Annotated in this window: 18 protein-coding genes; 7 read left to right on the top strand and 11 right to left on the bottom strand. The window is 64.9% G+C overall.

Annotated elements, in window-relative coordinates:
• Together B4920_RS20895 and B4920_RS20890 are read left to right on the top strand one after the other, a co-directional pair.
• Positions 1-347, top strand: a 347-nt coding sequence (locus B4920_RS20895; protein WP_305847121.1) for an IS4 family transposase, incomplete at its 5' end; no start/stop codon positions are given.
• A gap of 334 nt (positions 348-681) precedes the next feature.
• Positions 682-1,017: a hypothetical protein gene (locus tag B4920_RS20890; protein ID WP_079436618.1), complete on the top strand. Its 336-nt coding sequence runs from the start codon at positions 682-684 to the stop codon at positions 1,015-1,017.
• Here the strand turns inward: B4920_RS20890 and B4920_RS20885 are convergent.
• Both B4920_RS20885 and B4920_RS20880 read right to left on the bottom strand, forming a co-directional pair.
• Positions 1,011-1,346 (bottom strand): hypothetical protein, encoded by a 336-nt coding sequence (locus B4920_RS20885; RefSeq protein ID WP_139379586.1) that lies wholly within the window; start codon positions 1,344-1,346, stop codon positions 1,011-1,013. The two genes, B4920_RS20890 and B4920_RS20885, sit on opposite strands and share 7 nt — an antisense overlap.
• A gap of 474 nt (positions 1,347-1,820) precedes the next feature.
• On the bottom strand, positions 1,821-2,741 hold the full coding sequence (locus tag B4920_RS20880; protein ID WP_079436616.1) for a LysR family transcriptional regulator: 921 nt from the start codon (positions 2,739-2,741) through the stop codon (positions 1,821-1,823).
• Positions 2,742-2,843: 102 nt separating this feature from the next.
• Here B4920_RS20880 and B4920_RS20875 point away from each other — a divergent pair, with 102 nt between their 5' ends.
• Complete coding sequence (locus tag B4920_RS20875) at positions 2,844-3,446, top strand: FMN-dependent NADH-azoreductase (protein ID WP_079436615.1); 603 nt, start codon at positions 2,844-2,846, stop codon at positions 3,444-3,446.
• 86 nt (positions 3,447-3,532) lie between these two features.
• A complete protein-coding gene (locus B4920_RS20870; RefSeq protein ID WP_079436614.1) occupies positions 3,533-4,390 on the top strand; it encodes a pirin family protein in 858 nt (285 codons plus the stop codon).
• A 24-nt stretch (positions 4,391-4,414) separates the two neighbouring features.
• Here B4920_RS20870 and B4920_RS20865 read toward each other — a convergent pair whose 3' ends face one another.
• On the bottom strand, positions 4,415-5,683 hold the full coding sequence (locus tag B4920_RS20865) for an MFS transporter (protein WP_079436613.1): 1,269 nt from the start codon (positions 5,681-5,683) through the stop codon (positions 4,415-4,417).
• Positions 5,684-5,758: 75 nt separating this feature from the next.
• On the opposite strand from B4920_RS20865, the gene B4920_RS20860 reads away from it, so the two are divergent.
• The gene (locus B4920_RS20860; protein ID WP_079436612.1) at positions 5,759-6,652 is read left to right on the top strand and encodes a LysR substrate-binding domain-containing protein; all 894 of its coding nucleotides are present in this window, start codon (positions 5,759-5,761) and stop codon (positions 6,650-6,652) included.
• Positions 6,653-6,733: 81 nt separating this feature from the next.
• Here the strand turns inward: B4920_RS20860 and B4920_RS20855 are convergent, their stop codons facing one another.
• The 8 genes from B4920_RS20855 to B4920_RS20820 form a co-directional block, all read right to left on the bottom strand.
• Positions 6,734-8,617, bottom strand: a complete 1,884-nt coding sequence (locus tag B4920_RS20855) for a family 2A encapsulin nanocompartment cargo protein cysteine desulfurase (protein ID WP_079436611.1) — start codon at positions 8,615-8,617, stop codon at positions 6,734-6,736.
• Complete coding sequence (locus B4920_RS20850) at positions 8,592-9,521, bottom strand: family 2A encapsulin nanocompartment shell protein (RefSeq protein WP_079436610.1); 930 nt, start codon at positions 9,519-9,521, stop codon at positions 8,592-8,594. The genes B4920_RS20855 and B4920_RS20850 overlap by 26 nt, the downstream gene beginning before the upstream one ends.
• 194 nt (positions 9,522-9,715) lie before the next feature.
• Entirely contained in the window at positions 9,716-9,964 is a 249-nt protein-coding gene (locus B4920_RS20845; protein ID WP_079436609.1) for a helix-turn-helix domain-containing protein, read from the bottom strand.
• 118 nt (positions 9,965-10,082) lie between these two features.
• A complete protein-coding gene (locus B4920_RS20840) occupies positions 10,083-10,595 on the bottom strand; it encodes a rhodanese-like domain-containing protein (RefSeq protein WP_079436608.1) in 513 nt (170 codons plus the stop codon).
• 206 nt (positions 10,596-10,801) lie between these two features.
• Positions 10,802-11,455, bottom strand: coding sequence for an energy transducer TonB (locus tag B4920_RS20835; protein ID WP_079436607.1), 654 nt, complete (start codon positions 11,453-11,455; stop codon positions 10,802-10,804).
• Entirely contained in the window at positions 11,452-11,880 is a 429-nt protein-coding gene (locus tag B4920_RS20830; RefSeq protein ID WP_079436606.1) for a biopolymer transporter ExbD, read from the bottom strand. The genes B4920_RS20835 and B4920_RS20830 overlap by 4 nt, the downstream gene beginning before the upstream one ends.
• A 14-nt stretch (positions 11,881-11,894) precedes the next feature.
• Positions 11,895-12,326, bottom strand: coding sequence for a biopolymer transporter ExbD (locus B4920_RS20825; protein ID WP_079436605.1), 432 nt, complete (start codon positions 12,324-12,326; stop codon positions 11,895-11,897).
• Positions 12,327-12,344: 18 nt separating this feature from the next.
• A complete protein-coding gene (locus B4920_RS20820; RefSeq protein ID WP_079436604.1) occupies positions 12,345-13,217 on the bottom strand; it encodes a MotA/TolQ/ExbB proton channel family protein in 873 nt (290 codons plus the stop codon).
• Positions 13,218-13,594: 377 nt separating this feature from the next.
• Here B4920_RS20820 and B4920_RS20815 point away from each other — a divergent pair, with 377 nt between their 5' ends.
• Positions 13,595-14,650: a sigma-54-dependent Fis family transcriptional regulator gene (locus tag B4920_RS20815; protein WP_079436603.1), complete on the top strand. Its 1,056-nt coding sequence runs from the start codon at positions 13,595-13,597 to the stop codon at positions 14,648-14,650.
• A 4-nt stretch (positions 14,651-14,654) separates the two neighbouring features.
• Positions 14,655-15,209: a hypothetical protein gene (locus B4920_RS20810; RefSeq protein WP_079436602.1), complete on the top strand. Its 555-nt coding sequence runs from the start codon at positions 14,655-14,657 to the stop codon at positions 15,207-15,209.
• Positions 15,210-15,474 lie beyond the last annotated feature (265 nt).

The following is a 15,474-nucleotide window of genomic DNA, read 5'->3' as shown; positions in this document are numbered from 1 at the left end:
TCGACTGGTATCGCGCCCGCTGGGAGATCGAACTGTTCTTCCTGGTGCTCAAGGAAGGCTGCCGGGTCGAGCGCCTGATGCGCCTGGGTCGGAGCCTGCCCGATTTACCCGCCGACATGGCGTTCGAAGCCGATGAGTGGCGGGCCGCCTTTATCCTGAACAAGAAGCCCATCCCGACAGCCGTGCCCGCGCTGAACACCGTCTTGCGCCTGATCGCCCAGCGTGGAGGCTTCCTGGCCCGCCGACATGATGGTGAGCCCGGCGCCAAGACAATCTGGCTCGGTCTCCAGCAGCTGGCCGTCTTTGTCGAAGGCATGCGCCAGGCAAGGAAAATGGATCAGGGGTGAATTGTGTGTAAGGGGATGCCACTAGGGACCTCCTCCCCCTTTGACTGAGCCTATCCGCCCCCCCAATGCGGGCATTGACACCACTCCCAATCCCGCGCACATCTTCCGGTCCGTACTCCATAAGCCTCAACAGCCAGAGCCAACAATAATCCCCGAAGAGGCACGGGTCGCCTTCTTTCTTGGCGACGCAAGAAAGAAGGTCTGCCCGCCGGGGTCCCGGCCAATTCAAGACCATTAAACGGAAAACCGACCAGCAGGGCTTCGGACAGCTCATCGTGCTCGCACAATAACGGCCCCAGCCGATACCGGCCCAGTCTCGAAACATGGAAAGAACATGAAACGCCTCCTTCCCCTGCTCCTGCTGTCATCTTTCCAGGCAACCCAATCCCATGCCGAAGACTCGTTCCTGACCAAAGGCCAATCGCTCAAATCCGCCAGAGCCGTCATCATCGCGAAAGGCTGGAAACCTGTACGTAACGTCAGCGAAAGGCTTACCACGGAGGAAATGCTCTACCGTGCCGGGTATCAGGAGGTTGTCGGCTGCGCGATGGATATCGGCCAGTGCATCTTGCTGTACCGCGACAGGAAACGACGGTGCCTGTCGCTATACGTTTCCGGAGAGGACGTGAAGCGCATGACGGTAGCCGGTTGGGACAAGCGTTGTCAGTGAACAAGCAGCAGGCCCGTCCACCGTAGGGACACGCCCACCGTGTGGTCGATCCCGGAATAGCGAAACCGGAAAGCAACTCTCCAGCCTTCGGCCTCCAAATCCGAAAATTCGGACTCAAGCTCCGAAACTTCGATCTCCATCACCGAAATTTCGACCTCAACTTCGGACTCAGAGATCGAAACTTCGGATGACTGGGTCGAAACTTCGATCTCCGAGTCCGAACTTTCGATGGCTGCATCCGAAAAATGGAAGGCAACCATCCGATGACGGATGATTGCCTTCCACTCCCGCGCGACAAGTAAGCGCTCACGCGCCAGACCAACCCGCACTCCGGCAAGACAGCAGCCAACTCGCGCCCCCCCTCTGCCAGCACAAAACGGCCACCGTCAAAGCCAACACCCGTTTCCCAGCACGCCCCCAGCAACCACTCAAGCCCCAGCAAAGGCTCGGTGCCTCCCCAAAGCCCGTCCTGAACCTTTGATCCGCACAGCGGCAGGCGGGGAAGTCCGGCGCGGCTGTCTGAGGAGGCGCAGCCGACGAGTTCCGCGACGGCCGCCTGCTGCGAGCAGCGCAGGGAAGTCGTCCGCACAGCGGACGACCGGTGAGGCACGGGTCGCCTTTCTTGCCTTCTTCTTTGGCGACGCAAAGAAGAAGGTCGCCCGCCGGGGCGAGTCCCGGCCGATTCAAGACCATAAAAAAGAAAGCCGCCCAGCAAAGCACCAACATGCAGCCGGCAAGGGCTGAAAGCATCGTGGTCGAATGAATTCGACCCCACGGAATTGGGGCCCCCGGTTGGAGGCCAGTTAGCCCTCCAAGCCCGCCACGGCTTCCCCCAAAATCTCCGCCAACCTCCTCACCCCCGGCCCCGCAAAATCCGGATCCGCCACCACCAGATACATCTCCAGACACCGTACCTCCGCCCCCCCCAGCGGCAGGATCTTCAACCGCCCATCGGCCAGTTCCGCCGCAATCCGCGGCTCCGGAAACCACGCAAAACCATGCCCCGCGCAGGCCGCAGCGATGGAGGTGGCGATGCTGCTGAAGGTCCAGCGTTGCTCCACTTCCAGGATCAGGCTGCGCTTGTCGCGGGTGGAGCTGGTTTCGCGCACGTTGAGGCGGCGGTGCGGGCGCAGGTCCTGTTCGCCGAGGGTCCGCCCGAGCTGGTGCAGCGGGTGGTCGGGATGGGCGGCGGCGACGATGCGCATGCGCATCAGCGGCCGCCCGAGGAAGCCGGGCGGCACGTGGGGCGTGATGGCGATGTCGGCCTGGCCGGTGAGCAGCGCCTCGCCGGTGCCGCCGAGCACCGATTCGATGACCTCGATGCGCGTGCGCGGGGCTTCCGCGCCGAAGCGGGCGAGGCAGTCGAGCAGCACGTCGGGCGGGAAGACGATCTCCACCGCCAGCCCGATCTCCGCCTCCCAGCCGGCGGACAGCTTGCGTGCCGCCTGTTCCAGGTCGCTGGCCTGCTCCACCAGCGCCAGCGCGCGCCGGTACAGCATCTGCCCGACCGGCGTCAGCACGGCCTTGCGGCCCTGGATCTCGAAGGCGCGCACGCCGAGCTGGGATTCGATCTTCTGCACTGCGTAGGTCACGGCGGACTGGCTCTTGAACAGCACCTCGGCGGCCTGGGCGTAGCCGCCAGCCTCGACGACGGCGATCAGGGCCCGCCACTGCTCCAGGGCGATGTGTGGGACGGGTGCGGACGGAGGATTGGGTGCAGCCATATCAATCAGCTCATTCGATAGATTTAAACGAAATCTTGTTCTTTTTTATCTTCTCGGTAAATCATTAAATACACACACCAACACATCACCCGGAGAGACCAAATGAGCACCCTTCTGAAGATCAACGCCAGCCTGTTTGCCAACCAAGGCCAGTCCAGCCAGCTCGTCGAGCGCTTCGTGGCCGCCCGCGTCGCCGCCCACCCGGAAACCAAGGTAGTGAGCCGTGACCTGGCCGCCAACCCCGTTCCTCACCTGGACGGCGCCCGTTTCAGCGCCTTCCTGGCCAAGCCGGAAGAGCGCACGGCCGAGCAGCAGGCGGTGGTGGACTTCTCGGATGCGCTGGTTGCCGAGCTGAAGGCCGCCGACGAGATCGTGATCGGCCTGCCGATGTACAACCTCGGCACGCCCTCCACGCTGAAGGCCTACTTCGACCACATCGCCCGCGCCGGCGTGACCTTCCGCTACACCGCCAGCGGCGCGGAAGGCCTGGTCACCGGCAAGAAGGCCTACATCTTCGCAACCCGCGGCGGCCGCTACGCCGGCACCCCGTACGACGCCCAGACCGATTACATCAAGATTTTCCTGGGCTTCATCGGCATCACCGACGTGGAATTTGTCTACGCTGAAGGCCTGAACATGGGCGAAGAGAGCAAGGCCGAAGCCCTGGCCGGCGCCCACAAGGCGCTCGAAGCCCTCGCCGCCTGATCCAGCCTCGATAGACGAGGGGCGGACGTGTCGCCCGGCGACCGCCCGCACCCTCGCACGGCACCCCAACCCCAACGGAGACCATCATGACCATCCGCAGCCTCGACAGGATCATTCCCTCCATCCCCGTTTCCGACGGGGCCGGCGTGAAGCTCCGGCGCAGCCTGGGGCAAAGCCCCTTCCTGCGCCTGGACCCGTTCCTGATGCTCGACGAGTTCGCGTCGGACAATCCGGACGACTACATCGCCGGCTTCCCTCCCCATCCGCACCGGGGCTTCGAGACGGTCACTTACATGCTGGCGGGGGATTTCGAGCACCAGGACCACCTGGGCCACAAGGGCCACCTACGCGCCGGCGGCGCCCAGTGGATGACCGCCGGGCGCGGCATCATCCACTCGGAGATGCCGTTGCAGGACAAGGGCCGCCTGCACGGCTTCCAGTTCTGGATCAACCTGCCGGCCAAGGAAAAGATGAAGCCGGCCGCCTACCGGGACATCCAGCCGGAAGAGATTCCGACCGTCGCTGTACCGGGCGGTGAGGTAAAGGTGGTAGCCGGTGCGCTGGACAGCGCCGACGGCAGCAGCGTGCCCGGCCCGATCCAGGGAATCAGCACCGCGCCGCTGTTCCTCGACGTGCGCCTGGGCGCTGGCGAGCATTTCGCCCAGGGCGTGGCGGACGGCCACACGGCCTTCCTCTACCCCTACGCCGGCAGCCTGTCGGTGGGTGCGGACGGCGCCGGCAAGGTGCTGCAGGCCCGCCAGGCCGGCGTGCTGTCGGCCGGCGAGCGCATCGAAGTCAGCGCCGGGCCGGAGGGTGCCAGCTTCCTGCTGCTGGCGGCCAAGCCCCTCGGCGAACCGGTGGTGCAGTACGGCCCCTTCGTGATGAACACCCGCGAAGAGATCGAGCAGGCCCTCGCCGACTACCAGGCCGGCGAGCTGGCCTGAATCCTTCCGGAGCGCCCGGCCGCGTCAGCTGACGCGGCCGAGGCGCCAGACGATCAGCGCCGCCACCAGCAGGCCGCCGCCCAGGCAGCCCGCCACACCGATCCAGCCATCGAACTGCCAGGCCAGGCCGGACAGCGTGCCGATCAAGCTGGCCCCCACGTAGTAGCAGCACAGGTAGATCGCCGCCGCGAGCGCCCGCGCCGGGGCTGGACGCCGCCCCACCCAGCTGGCCGCCACCGAATGGCCGGCGAAGAAGCCGAAGGTGAAGATCCCCACGCCGACCACCAGCACCGGCAGCTGCGGCGCCACGCTCATCGCCAGCCCGGCCAGCATCAGCGCCACCATCGCCCGCAGCGTCACCACCCGCCCGAAGCGGTCGACCAGCCGCGCCCCCAGGTTAGAGGCGACGATGCCCACCAGGTAGAGCAGGAAAACCATGCCGATCTGCGCCGGGCTCAATGAGAACGGCGGCGCGACGAGGCGGAAACCCAGGTAGTTGTAGAGGCTGGTGAAGCAGCCCATCAGCAGGAAACCCATCGCGAACAGCAGGCGCAAGCCGCCATCGGCGAAAGTCTTGCGTGCGTTGCCGAGCACGTCGGCCACCGCTACCTGGATCGGCTGGAAATGGCGGGACGGCGGCAGCAGGCGCCAGAACAGCAGCGTGGTCAGCGTCGACGAAGCCGCCAGGCAGACCAGCGCAACGCGCCAGTCCGCGTGTTCGGCGATCAACGCGGCGAGGAAGCGCCCGCACAGGCCGCCCAGCGCGTTGCCCGAGATGTACAAACCCATCGCCCGTGCCAGCGAGGTCGGCGCGAATTCTTCGCTCAGATAGGCCATCGCCACTGCCGGCAGGCCGGCGAGGGTCAGGCCGAGCAGCGCCCGCGACACCAGCAGGCTATGGAAGTCGCCGGCAAAGGCGCCGACCAGCGTGAACACCGTGGACAAGGACAGCGCGCCGACCATCACCGGCTTGCGCCCGATGCGGTCGGCGAGGATCGCCGCCGGGATCAGCGCCACCGCCAGTGCGATGGTCGCCGCCGACACCGCACCGCTGGCCAGCGCCGGGCTCAACCCGAAGCTATGGGCCAGCAGCGGCATCAGCGGCTGCAGGTTGTAGAGCAGCGAGAAGGTGGCAAAGCCGCCGAGGAACAGGGCCAGACAGGCGCGCCGGTATTCGGCCGTGCCGGCGTGCAGCTTGTCGGCGATGACGCTACGTTCGGGAGCGGATTCCGCGCGCGGGCGGGACGGAACGGGCTGGGCGGGAAGCTCGCAGCAGGAGGCATCGGTTTGCATGGGGCCATGCTAGTCCCGCGCAAAACCACCAGTCCAATATATATTACCGACCCAACTAATACTTCAAAGATATATATGGAGCTGCGCCATCTGCGTTACTTCGTCGCCGTTGCCGAGGAGCTCAACTTCACCCGCGCCGCCGAACGCCTGCACATCGGCCAGCCTCCGCTGAGCCAGCAGATCCAGGCGCTGGAGGAGAAGCTCGGCGTGCAGCTCTTCGAGCGTACCAAGCGCCGCGTGGCGCTGACGCCAGCTGGCCAGCGCTTCCTCGAGCACGCCCGCCGCGTGCTCGAGCAGGCCGGGCGCGCGGTGGAAGACGTGCGCCGGATGGCCCGCGGCGAAGTCGGCGAATTGAAGATCGGCTTCACGTCGTCCCTGCCCTTCACTGCCGTGCTGCCCAACGTCGTCCGCCGCTACCGGGAGCAGCGCCCGGACGTGACGCTCAACCTGCGCGAAATGTTCACTCCCGACCAATACACGGCCATCGAGGCCGGCGAGCTGGACCTGGGCTTCGTGCGCTACACCGGGCTGGAAACGCCGGCCGGCCTCGACGTGCGGGAGATCCACCACGATCCGCTGCGCCTAGTCATCAACGCCGCCCATCCGCTGGCCAGCCGCCCGGTGCTGAGCCTGGCCGACCTGCACGGCGAGGGCTTCATCACCTACCCGATCACCGTCGGCACCGGCCTCACCATCCTGCTCCGCGAGCTGTGCCTGAAGGCCGGTTTCGAGCCGCGCATCGTGCAGATCGCCGGCGAGGCCACCACGCAGATCGGCCTCGTCGCCGCCGGCCTCGGCGTGGCGCTGCTGCCGGCGCCGCTGGAATGCGTGCGCATCGAGGGCGTGCGCTACCTGCCGGTCAGCGACGCCGGCGCCTACCTGTCGCTGGGCGTGGCGACTCGCAAGGGCGACCGCAATCCGCTGGTGGCGCAGTTCCTGTCCAACCTCGAGCCGCCCCGCGAAGGCTGACGACGCACCTCCGATAAACGGACAAAGCCCCCGGAAACACGCGGTTTCCAGGGGCTTCGTCGGGCCGGAGACGCAACAGGCTCAGCGCCCGATGCGCCCCTTGCCGCGGGCCAGCCGGTGCAGCACCGCGACGAGGGCATCGACCTCTTCGCAGGTGTTGTAGAAGGCCAGCGACGGCCGCACCGTGGCTTCCTGGCCGAAGCGGCGCAGGATGGGCTGGGCGCAGTGGTGGCCGGAGCGCACCGCAATGCCTTCCTCGTTGAGGGCACGGCCGACTTCCTCGGGCCGGTAGCCGTCGAGCACCAGAGACAACACCGAAGCCTTGTCCCGGGCGGTACCGATCAGCTTGAGGCCGGGCACGGTGAGCACGCCGCGCGTCGCATAGACCAGCAGGTCATGCTCGTAGCGGGCGATGTTGTCCATGCCGATGCGCTCCACGTAGTCGAGCGCCGCGCCGAGCCCAACCGCATCCGCGATGTTGCCGGTGCCGGCCTCGAAACGGGTCGGCGGCGCGTGGTAGATCGTCTTCTCGAAGGTCACGTCGGCAATCATGTTGCCGCCGCCCTGCCACGGGGGCATGTCCTCGAGGACGGAACGCTTGCCATACACCGCGCCGATGCCGGTCGGCCCGAAGACCTTGTGGCCGGAGAACACGAAGAAGTCCGCGCCGATGTCCTGCACATTGACCCGCATGTGGGAGACGGACTGAGCCCCATCCACCACCGCCACCGCGCCCGCCTGATGGGCGATCGCGACGATCTCCTTGACCGGCACGACGGTGCCGAGGGCGTTGGAGACCTGGGTCACCGAAACGATCTTGGTGCGGCTGGTGAGCAGCTTGCGGAACTCGTCGAGCAGCACCTGGCCCGTGTCGTCCACCGGGATCACCTTCAGCTTCGCGCCCTTGGCGGCGGCGAGCTGCTGCCAGGGCACGATGTTGGCGTGGTGTTCCAGGTGGGAGACGATGATCTCGTCGCCCTCGCCGACATTCTTCCAGCCCCAGGTCTTGGCGATCAGGTTGATGCCTTCGGTCGCCCCGCGCACGAAGATGATCTCTTCCGTGGACGCCGCGCCGAGGAAGCGCGCCACCTTGTTGCGCGCCCCTTCGTAGGCATCCGTCGCCCGTGCCGCCAGTTCGTGCGCGGCGCGGTGGATGTTGGAGTTCTCGTGCTGGTAGAAGTAGGCCAGCCGGTCGATCACCGCCTGCGGCTTGTGGGTCGTCGCGGCGTTGTCGAACCAGACCAGCTGCTTGCCATTGACCCGCTCCTGCAGGATCGGGAAATCCCGGCGCACCGCCTGCACGTCGAAGGCCGGATGGGCCGCCGACTGGGGCTTGGGCGCTTCCGCCTGGCGGCTGGGTTCAAGCCCCGTATCCAGGAAGTAGAAATGCCCGGGCGCGGTGGCCGTCGGCGTCGCGGCGGCACGCCGGTCGCCGGCGATCTCCGCCAGGATGGAATGCAGCTCGGCCTCGCCCGGCAGCCCGAAGGACTGCGGCACGACGCGGTTCTCGGCGACCGGCAGCGCGCCCTGCGGCACCGACTGCACGGCACTTGCCTCGCCCAGGAAGTAATAGGGCGTGGAAGGCGCGAGCGGCGGCGGCGAGGCCGGCGGACTGAAGGTCGGCAACGCAGCAGCGTAGGCTTCCGGTACGCCGAGGGCGGGGTTGCCGGCCTTGCCGGCGGCGCCGGCGTGATCCAGCGGCACCGACTCGGCGGCGACCGGCGCCACCGGCGCGGCGGCCGTCAGCTGCGGGCCGACGTCGCCGAGACGGATCTCCGGCGGCACCTCGGGCTGCGGCGCGGCGGCACCGAAGCCGCCGAGGCTGTTCGGCCCCGGCAGCCCGTTGGGCAGCGCGGCGAAGAACTCACCGGCCAACCGGGCCAGCACGCTCTCGTCGGGCACGCCCGCCGGTGCGCTGCCGCCCAGGGCCGCAAGCCCCTCACTTGTAGGTGTCGGGATAGTCATGGTACTTGCCGATCTCCACGTCATCGAGGACAGCCAGTGCGTCGTCGGTCAGCACGGCCAGCGAGCAGTACAGCGAAATCAGGTAGGACGCGATGGCGTTGCGGTTGATGCCCATGAAGCGCACGGACAGACCCGGGCTCTGTTCGCCGGCCAGGCCGGGCTGGAACAGGCCGACCACGCCCTGGCGCTTTTCGCCGGTGCGCAGCAGCAGGATCTTGGTCTTGCCGTCCTCGACCGGCACCTTGTCCGACGGCACCAGCGGGATGCCGCGCCAGGTCAGGAACTGGGAACCGAACAGGCTGACGGTCGGGGGCGGCACGCCGCGGCGGGTGCATTCGCGGCCGAAGGCGGCGATGGCCAGCGGGTGGGCCAGGAAGAAGCCGGGCTCCTTCCACACCTTGGTGATCAGGTCGTCCAGGTCGTCGGGAGTCGGCGCGCCGGTCAGCGTGGAGATGCGCTGCTCGTCGGACACGTTGGCCAGCAGACCGTAGTCCGGATTGTTGATCAGTTCGCTTTCCTGACGCTCCTTGATGGTCTCGACGGTCAGGCGCAGCTGTTCCTTGATCTGGTCGTGCGGGCTGCTGTACAGGTCGGAGACGCGGGTGTGCACGTCGAGGATGGTGGTGACCGCGTTCAGGAAGTACTCGCGGGGCGCTTCGTCATAGTCCACGAAGGTCTGCGGCAGCTCGGACTCGTCACGCTGGGAGCAGGCCACGCGTACATCGCGCGGATTCTTGACCTTGTTCAGGCGATAAATGCCCGCCTCGACCGGCAGCCACTGCAGCAGATGCACCAGCCAGCGCGGGGAGATCGTGGACAGCTGGGGAACGGTCTTGGTGGCATTCGCCAACTGCCGGGCGGCATTGTCGCCAAGAGCAGTCGGGACATCGATATGGTCGGCCATGGGAGCTCCTTATCAAAAAAAATTGAATAGTTATGAAATACAGAGATAAGCGAGTGTCCTTTCCGGACCACCTCACTTCAACCGGCTATAGACGGCAAAGGCCCGGTCGGCGGGCCTTTGCGAGGTGTTCGAGGGGTGCTGTCTGCGTGACCCCGATAGCAGCCGGGCACGCCAGCCCCCGACAGGCTCGGCCCCTACTCCGCCGCCAGCCCCTCGAAACGGGCGATCAGTGCCGATGCGGGCAGGCCGAGGGCATAGGCCAGCTTGCCGACGGTCAGCAGGGACGGCATGGCTTTGCCCCGCTCCAGATCACCGACGTAGGTGCGGTTGAGATCCGCATACTCGGCGAGCTGCTCCTGGGACCAGTCGCGCTCTTCGCGCAGGCGGCGCACCAGGGTACCAAAACGGTTGGCGAGGCCGGAAAGGCCGATGGATGTGAGCATGGGATGGGTCCTTGTATGAGGCGAGTCGGGCTCAATGCCCCGGGGACGGCTCCCCTGTGGGTCGGACTTCATGAGGCGATCCTCCGGAAGCCCGCCCCGCAGGAGAGCGGAAGCGGGTTCAATCCTGAATCCACGGCAAGCCACGCAGGCGCCAGCCGCCGAGCGTGCCGCGGCGCTGCTCGCCGTCGAGATCGCCCTCGAACCCCTCGAGAATGTTGAACGCGTTGACGAAGCCGGCCTTGGCAGCCGCTTCGGCGGCGGAGACGGAACGCTTGCCGCTACGACAGAGGAAGACCACCACCGCATCCTTCTTGACCTTGGCTTCGAGCTCCTTGACGAAGCGCGGGTTGCGGTTCATCGACGTGCCGGTTGCCCAGGCCACGTGGATGCCGGCCGGCACATGGCCGACGAACTTGCGTTCCTCGGTGGTACGCACATCAACCAGCACGGCGCGACCATCGGTGACGAGCTTCCAGGCGTCGGTCGGCGTAAGGCCGCCGGCATAGGCCAGGCCGTCCGCCTGGGCTTGCTGACGGGCTTGTTCGAGAAGGGTTTCGGCGATGTCGGCACTGCCACCGGAGGGTGCCAGCGCACTGTCCGCAGAGGCCGAATCAATAGAGGCATCGAGCATGAGCGTTCTCCCGCAAGTGAAAAGCCGGCACCACATGTGTCCGGCAGACGGGAGAACATTAACGATCCGCTCCGGCAGAGCGAACCAAGAAGATTTCAGAAGCCTTGCAGCCGGCGCATGATATGCACAGCACGAATCCTGATAAGCAAACCGCCCACGATGGCCGTGGGCGGTTTGTCTTGCTACCTGAAGAACTGCAGTACGGCTTATTCGGCTTCGAAGACGAACTGCTGGGTCGCCACGATCTCGCCTTCGCTCGCCACGCACTTGTACTGCAGCATGGCGTTGCGCACTGCGGCGTGAAGGATCTTGGGGCCGGACAGGATCGTCACGTCCCGCACTGCACCACCGCGAATGACGGCCTGGGCCCTGACCACCCCGGTCACACCCTCGGCGCCACGGGGCACTTCGGGGCGCACCTGGGTCGGGCAACTGGCGGCCATCTCGGCCCGCACCGGCTTGGGTGCAGCCACCGGCGCTGGCGGAGCCGGGGGAGCCGGCGGCGCGATGACCGGCGGCTCAGCCGGCGGCGTCGGCGTGGCCGCGGCGATCACCGGCGCGGTGACCGGCGGTGCCACGTCGGGCGGCGGCACATAGGCCGGCGGTGGAGGCGTGTTCGGCTTGACCGTCGGCTCCACCTTCACCACCTTCGGTGGCGGGGGCGGCGGAGGCAGCGTCACCTCCTGGATCACCGCCGCCTCCAGCGGCTTCTTGATGACCTTGACGACTTCCCGGGCCAGGCCGGACACCAGCGCATAGCCGAGGATGACGTGCAGACCGACGACGACGATCAGCCCGGTCGCCTTGCGCTCCGGCGCCTTGGGCTGAAAACTGTAGTTGTTTGCGGTGATTGCGTTCATTCTATGAATTGCTCGCTGCCAATGACACCAATCTTGCTCAAACCGACCCGCTTGGTCGCCGCCAGGATACCGGCCACCACTTCGTAGCGGGCATGCCTGTCGGGCCGCAGATGGACTTCGGGCTGGGTCGCCAGGGCGGCCACCTCCTGCATCTTCTGCTCCAGCTCAGCCCCACTGACCACCGGGACGCCCTGCCAATGCACGACGCTCCTGGCATCCACGTCGATCTTCACGACCTCCGGCTTCACATCGCTGGGCGGCGGTGTGCCGACCGGCAGGTTCAGATTGACCGCATGCAGCTGGATCGGGATCGTGATGATCAGCATGATCAGGAGCACCAGCATCACGTCGATGAGCGGCGTGGTGTTGATGTCCACCATCACGTCGGCGTCACTGCTGCTGCTCGAACCTACGTTCATACCCATGATTTAGCTCCCTTTCAGCCGCCACGGGCCGGCGGTTCGGTGATAAAGGCCACCTTGGCGATACCGGCACGCTGGCACGCATACAGGATCTTGCCGACGCCTTCGTACTGGGCCGTCAGGTCGCCGCGGATCTGAACCTCGGGCTGCGGACGCAGCGCGGAAACCTTCTTCAGATGCTCCACCAGCGCCCCGGTACTGGCGACCCTCGAATCCTGGATATAGATGGCGTTGCTCTTGTCCACCGAGATGACCAGATTCTCGGGTTTAGACTCCCGGACCTCGACGGTTTCCTTGGGCAACTCGACCGCCACCGAGGTGGTGGCGACCGGGATGGTGATGAGGAAGATGATCAACAGCACGAGCATCACGTCAACCAGCGGCGTGGTGTTGATCGCGGCGATCACGGCGTCGTCATCTCCCTCGGCGGGTGCAGCACTGATGGCCATGGCATTCCGCTCCGGGGATCAAGCCTTGCTGGCGGAAGCCAGGATGACCGAGTGCAGGTCGCTGCCAAAGGCGCGGACGTCGTCCAGCACGCTCTTGTTGCGGCGAACCAGCCAGTTGTAACCCAGCACCGCCGGCACCGCGACGGCCAGACCGATGGCGGTCATGATCAGCGCTTCGCCCACCGGGCCGGCCACCTTGTCGATGGAAGCCTGGCCAGCCACGCCAATGGCGGTCAGCGCGTGATAGATACCCCACACGGTACCGAACAGGCCGACGAACGGGGCGGTGGAGCCGACCGTCGCCAGGAAGGCCAGACCGCCCTGCAGACGGCTCTGGATGCGTTCGATGGCGCGCTGGATGCTGAGCGTGACCCACTCGTTGAAGCCCACGTGCTGCAGCAGGCCGTCATGCTTCTTGGTCGCTTCGATGCCAGCTTCGGCGATGAAGCGGAACGGGCTGGAACCCTCGAGGTTCTCGGCACCTTGCTGAACCGAACCGGCGTTCCAGAAGCTGTCGGTGGTCTTCTTGGCCTGGCGACCGATCTTGGCCTGCTCCAGGAGCTTCACAACGATGATGTACCAGCTGCCGATACTCATGGACAGCAGGATCAGCAACACGGTTTTGGTGATCGCGTCGCTGCCCTTCCACAGAGCCTCAAGACCGTAGGGGTTGTCGACGGACTCGGTCGCGGCCGGCTTGGCGGCGTGCAGCTCGGTGCTCACGGGAGCGGCAGGGGCGGACGCGGGAGCCGAAGACTCGGCCGGGGCGACGGCAGCGCTCGGCTGGGCCAATACCGAACCGGAGAAGGCGGCACCCGAGGCGGCGATCATGACCGAGGCAATGACGGCCGAAATACGGGAACGTCCCTTGGTTATCTCAAAATTGAACATGCTAATTCTCCAAACTGATAAACAGGATCGGCAGGACAGGGCGCCGAAATATCGAGGAAAGAGGCAAAAAGCCGCAAAACGGAATAAGCTAATTCAAAATTCGAATATGAAATCGCCGCCAGCGGAATCAGAAAATGCCTTCGGAGCCTACCTCGCACGCTCCATGCCAGAAATAAAAATCCTTTAAAAACAGACAAATTCAGGCACTGACCGGGAATCACCTATTTCACTTGCTGATCGTTGAGCAGACCCACTGGTGAACAGCCAACAGTTGTGCTGACAAAGGCACAGATATGTATTCCAGAAATTCTTTGTTTTTTGTAGGGGAACTCCGAACCTACAATGAGCGCCAATAGAAACCCCCGGTCCGACGAAAAATGAACCACGCCTCGCACATCATTACCTTCCCCGACCCCCGCTCGGTTTCCATGTCGGTTCGCGCCAGCGCCGTGGTCTTTGCCGACCCGCGCTCGCTGCAATTGCTGTCCCTGATCGACCGGGTGGCACCGAGCAACGCCAATATCCTGATCATTGGCGAGACCGGCACGGGCAAGGAATTGGTGGCGCGCCAAGTGCATCTCTCAAGCCTGCGGGCTGGCCAGCCTTTCCTGGCGATCAATTGCGGGGCCTTTTCCGAAACGCTTTTCGAAAGCGAATTGTTCGGCTTCGAAAAGGGAGCATTCACCGGCGCAATCACCTCCAAGGCCGGCTGGTTCGAGGCGGCCAACGGCGGCACCCTCTTCCTCGACGAAATCGGCGACCTGCCGCTGCCAATGCAGGTCAAGCTGCTGCGCGTGCTGCAGGAGGGTGAAGTGGTGCGGATCGGTGCCCGCAAGCCGGTTAAGGTAGACGTCCGCCTGATCGCCGCCACCAACGTTGATCTGGAAAAGGCGGTTGCCGAAGGGCGTTTCCGTGAGGATCTCTATTACCGGCTGAAAGTCGTTTCCCTCGATCTGCCAATTCTGCGCGAGCGTCCGCGCGATATCATTCCGCTGGCCCGTCATTTCATCCACAAATATGCCAGCCGCCTGGACATTGCCGAACCCGGAATCTCCGCACAGGCGGAAAGGGCCCTGCTCGAATACCAGTGGCCGGGCAATATCCGCGAGCTCGAAAACGTCATCCATCGGGCCCTGCTGGTCTTCCACGGCAAACAGATCGAAGCGGAAGACCTGCATCTGCTGGGCCCGCAGATCGACCGCACGCCCCGCGACCAGCCGGCCACGCCGGCCGACCTCGAAGATTCATTCACCCGTTACCTGAAGGGGTTGTTCGAAGAAGGCAAGGAAGGCCTGTTCGACCATATCGTCGATCACACCATCAATACCGCCTACGAATGGGAACACCTCAATCAAGTCCGCACCGCACGCCTGCTGGGCATTTCCCGCAATGTCCTGCGCACCCATTTGAAACGCATGCAATTGATCGACTAATACGATGGCCGGCAAATCCTACGTCGACGCCAATTACCGTTTCATTGCCGCCTATCAGGAAATAAATGCCCGCATCGCCCAGCGCCAGCAGGCGCTGGCGCTTTATGTGACGCTGGTCGTCAGCATGCTGGCGGCCCTCGTCGCGCTGAAGCCGGGCGTGATTGCCGGGCATGTTCCCGTCGAATGGCTGATACTGGGCTTTCCGGTGGCATCCACCTGCCTGGCCTTCCTCAATTTCAAGGCTGAACGGGCCATCACCAATTTGCGCCGCTTCGTCTCTTCATTGGAAAGGCTGGAACTCGACAGCCATGGCCTGCCCAGCTACAACACCGACCCCCAATGGGCGGCAGTTGCCAACAAGGCCAGGCGCTTCCATGATTTTGCGGCCGCCGTGCTGGTGGCCGGCGGCAACGGCATCGGGCTCGCCGCCGGCGTCAGCATCTACCCGGAACGCCTCGGCGAAAACAACCTGCTGCTCGGCTCGGCCATTTTGATCAGCCTGCTGTCACTGGCTGCGCTTCTTCTCAGCCCGAAATGGAGTTTCCGGCCGGACGAATAGAAGTCCGCTGCTGATCATTCAACAGCTGCGCAACACCCATGCTGGCAAATCAACCCATTTCGGTCAGTCCACCGCCCAACGGCAATTTCCTGCCATTCCGAGAACATAGCGACGAAAACGCCACCCGACAGCAGATTTCAGGTGTTTGAGCGATTGAATCGAATACGGAATAGTTTTTCTCGAAAAGAGAAAAAACAACGGCACGAAACCTGCAATGTCGCGTAAGAACGAATTGCCCTCCGGCCCTTCGAATTGCCCCGGTGCG

Origin of the sequence: Zoogloea sp. LCSB751, assembly GCF_002028455.1 — a bacterium.
Lineage (GTDB): Bacteria > Pseudomonadota > Gammaproteobacteria > Burkholderiales > Rhodocyclaceae > Zoogloea.
The sequence above is the reverse complement of the archived record's forward strand: the minus strand, read 5'-3'. Positions and strand labels throughout refer to the sequence as shown.

Coding starts and splice junctions, on each gene's coding strand:
- B4920_RS20890 (WP_079436618.1), top strand. CDS start 682: ATGAAACGCCTCCTTCCCCTGCTCCTGCTGTCATCTTTCCAGGCAACC.
- B4920_RS20880 (WP_079436616.1), bottom strand. CDS start 2,741: ATGGCTGCACCCAATCCTCCGTCCGCACCCGTCCCACACATCGCCCTG.
- B4920_RS20875 (WP_079436615.1), top strand. CDS start 2,844: ATGAGCACCCTTCTGAAGATCAACGCCAGCCTGTTTGCCAACCAAGGC.
- B4920_RS20870 (WP_079436614.1), top strand. CDS start 3,533: ATGACCATCCGCAGCCTCGACAGGATCATTCCCTCCATCCCCGTTTCC.
- B4920_RS20865 (WP_079436613.1), bottom strand. CDS start 5,683: ATGCAAACCGATGCCTCCTGCTGCGAGCTTCCCGCCCAGCCCGTTCCG.
- B4920_RS20860 (WP_079436612.1), top strand. CDS start 5,759: ATGGAGCTGCGCCATCTGCGTTACTTCGTCGCCGTTGCCGAGGAGCTC.
- B4920_RS20855 (WP_079436611.1), bottom strand. CDS start 8,617: ATGACTATCCCGACACCTACAAGTGAGGGGCTTGCGGCCCTGGGCGGC.
- B4920_RS20850 (WP_079436610.1), bottom strand. CDS start 9,521: ATGGCCGACCATATCGATGTCCCGACTGCTCTTGGCGACAATGCCGCC.
- B4920_RS20845 (WP_079436609.1), bottom strand. CDS start 9,964: ATGCTCACATCCATCGGCCTTTCCGGCCTCGCCAACCGTTTTGGTACC.
- B4920_RS20840 (WP_079436608.1), bottom strand. CDS start 10,595: ATGCTCGATGCCTCTATTGATTCGGCCTCTGCGGACAGTGCGCTGGCA.
- B4920_RS20835 (WP_079436607.1), bottom strand. CDS start 11,455: ATGAACGCAATCACCGCAAACAACTACAGTTTTCAGCCCAAGGCGCCG.
- B4920_RS20830 (WP_079436606.1), bottom strand. CDS start 11,880: ATGGGTATGAACGTAGGTTCGAGCAGCAGCAGTGACGCCGACGTGATG.
- B4920_RS20825 (WP_079436605.1), bottom strand. CDS start 12,326: ATGGCCATCAGTGCTGCACCCGCCGAGGGAGATGACGACGCCGTGATC.
- B4920_RS20820 (WP_079436604.1), bottom strand. CDS start 13,217: ATGTTCAATTTTGAGATAACCAAGGGACGTTCCCGTATTTCGGCCGTC.
- B4920_RS20815 (WP_079436603.1), top strand. CDS start 13,595: ATGAACCACGCCTCGCACATCATTACCTTCCCCGACCCCCGCTCGGTT.
- B4920_RS20810 (WP_079436602.1), top strand. CDS start 14,655: ATGGCCGGCAAATCCTACGTCGACGCCAATTACCGTTTCATTGCCGCC.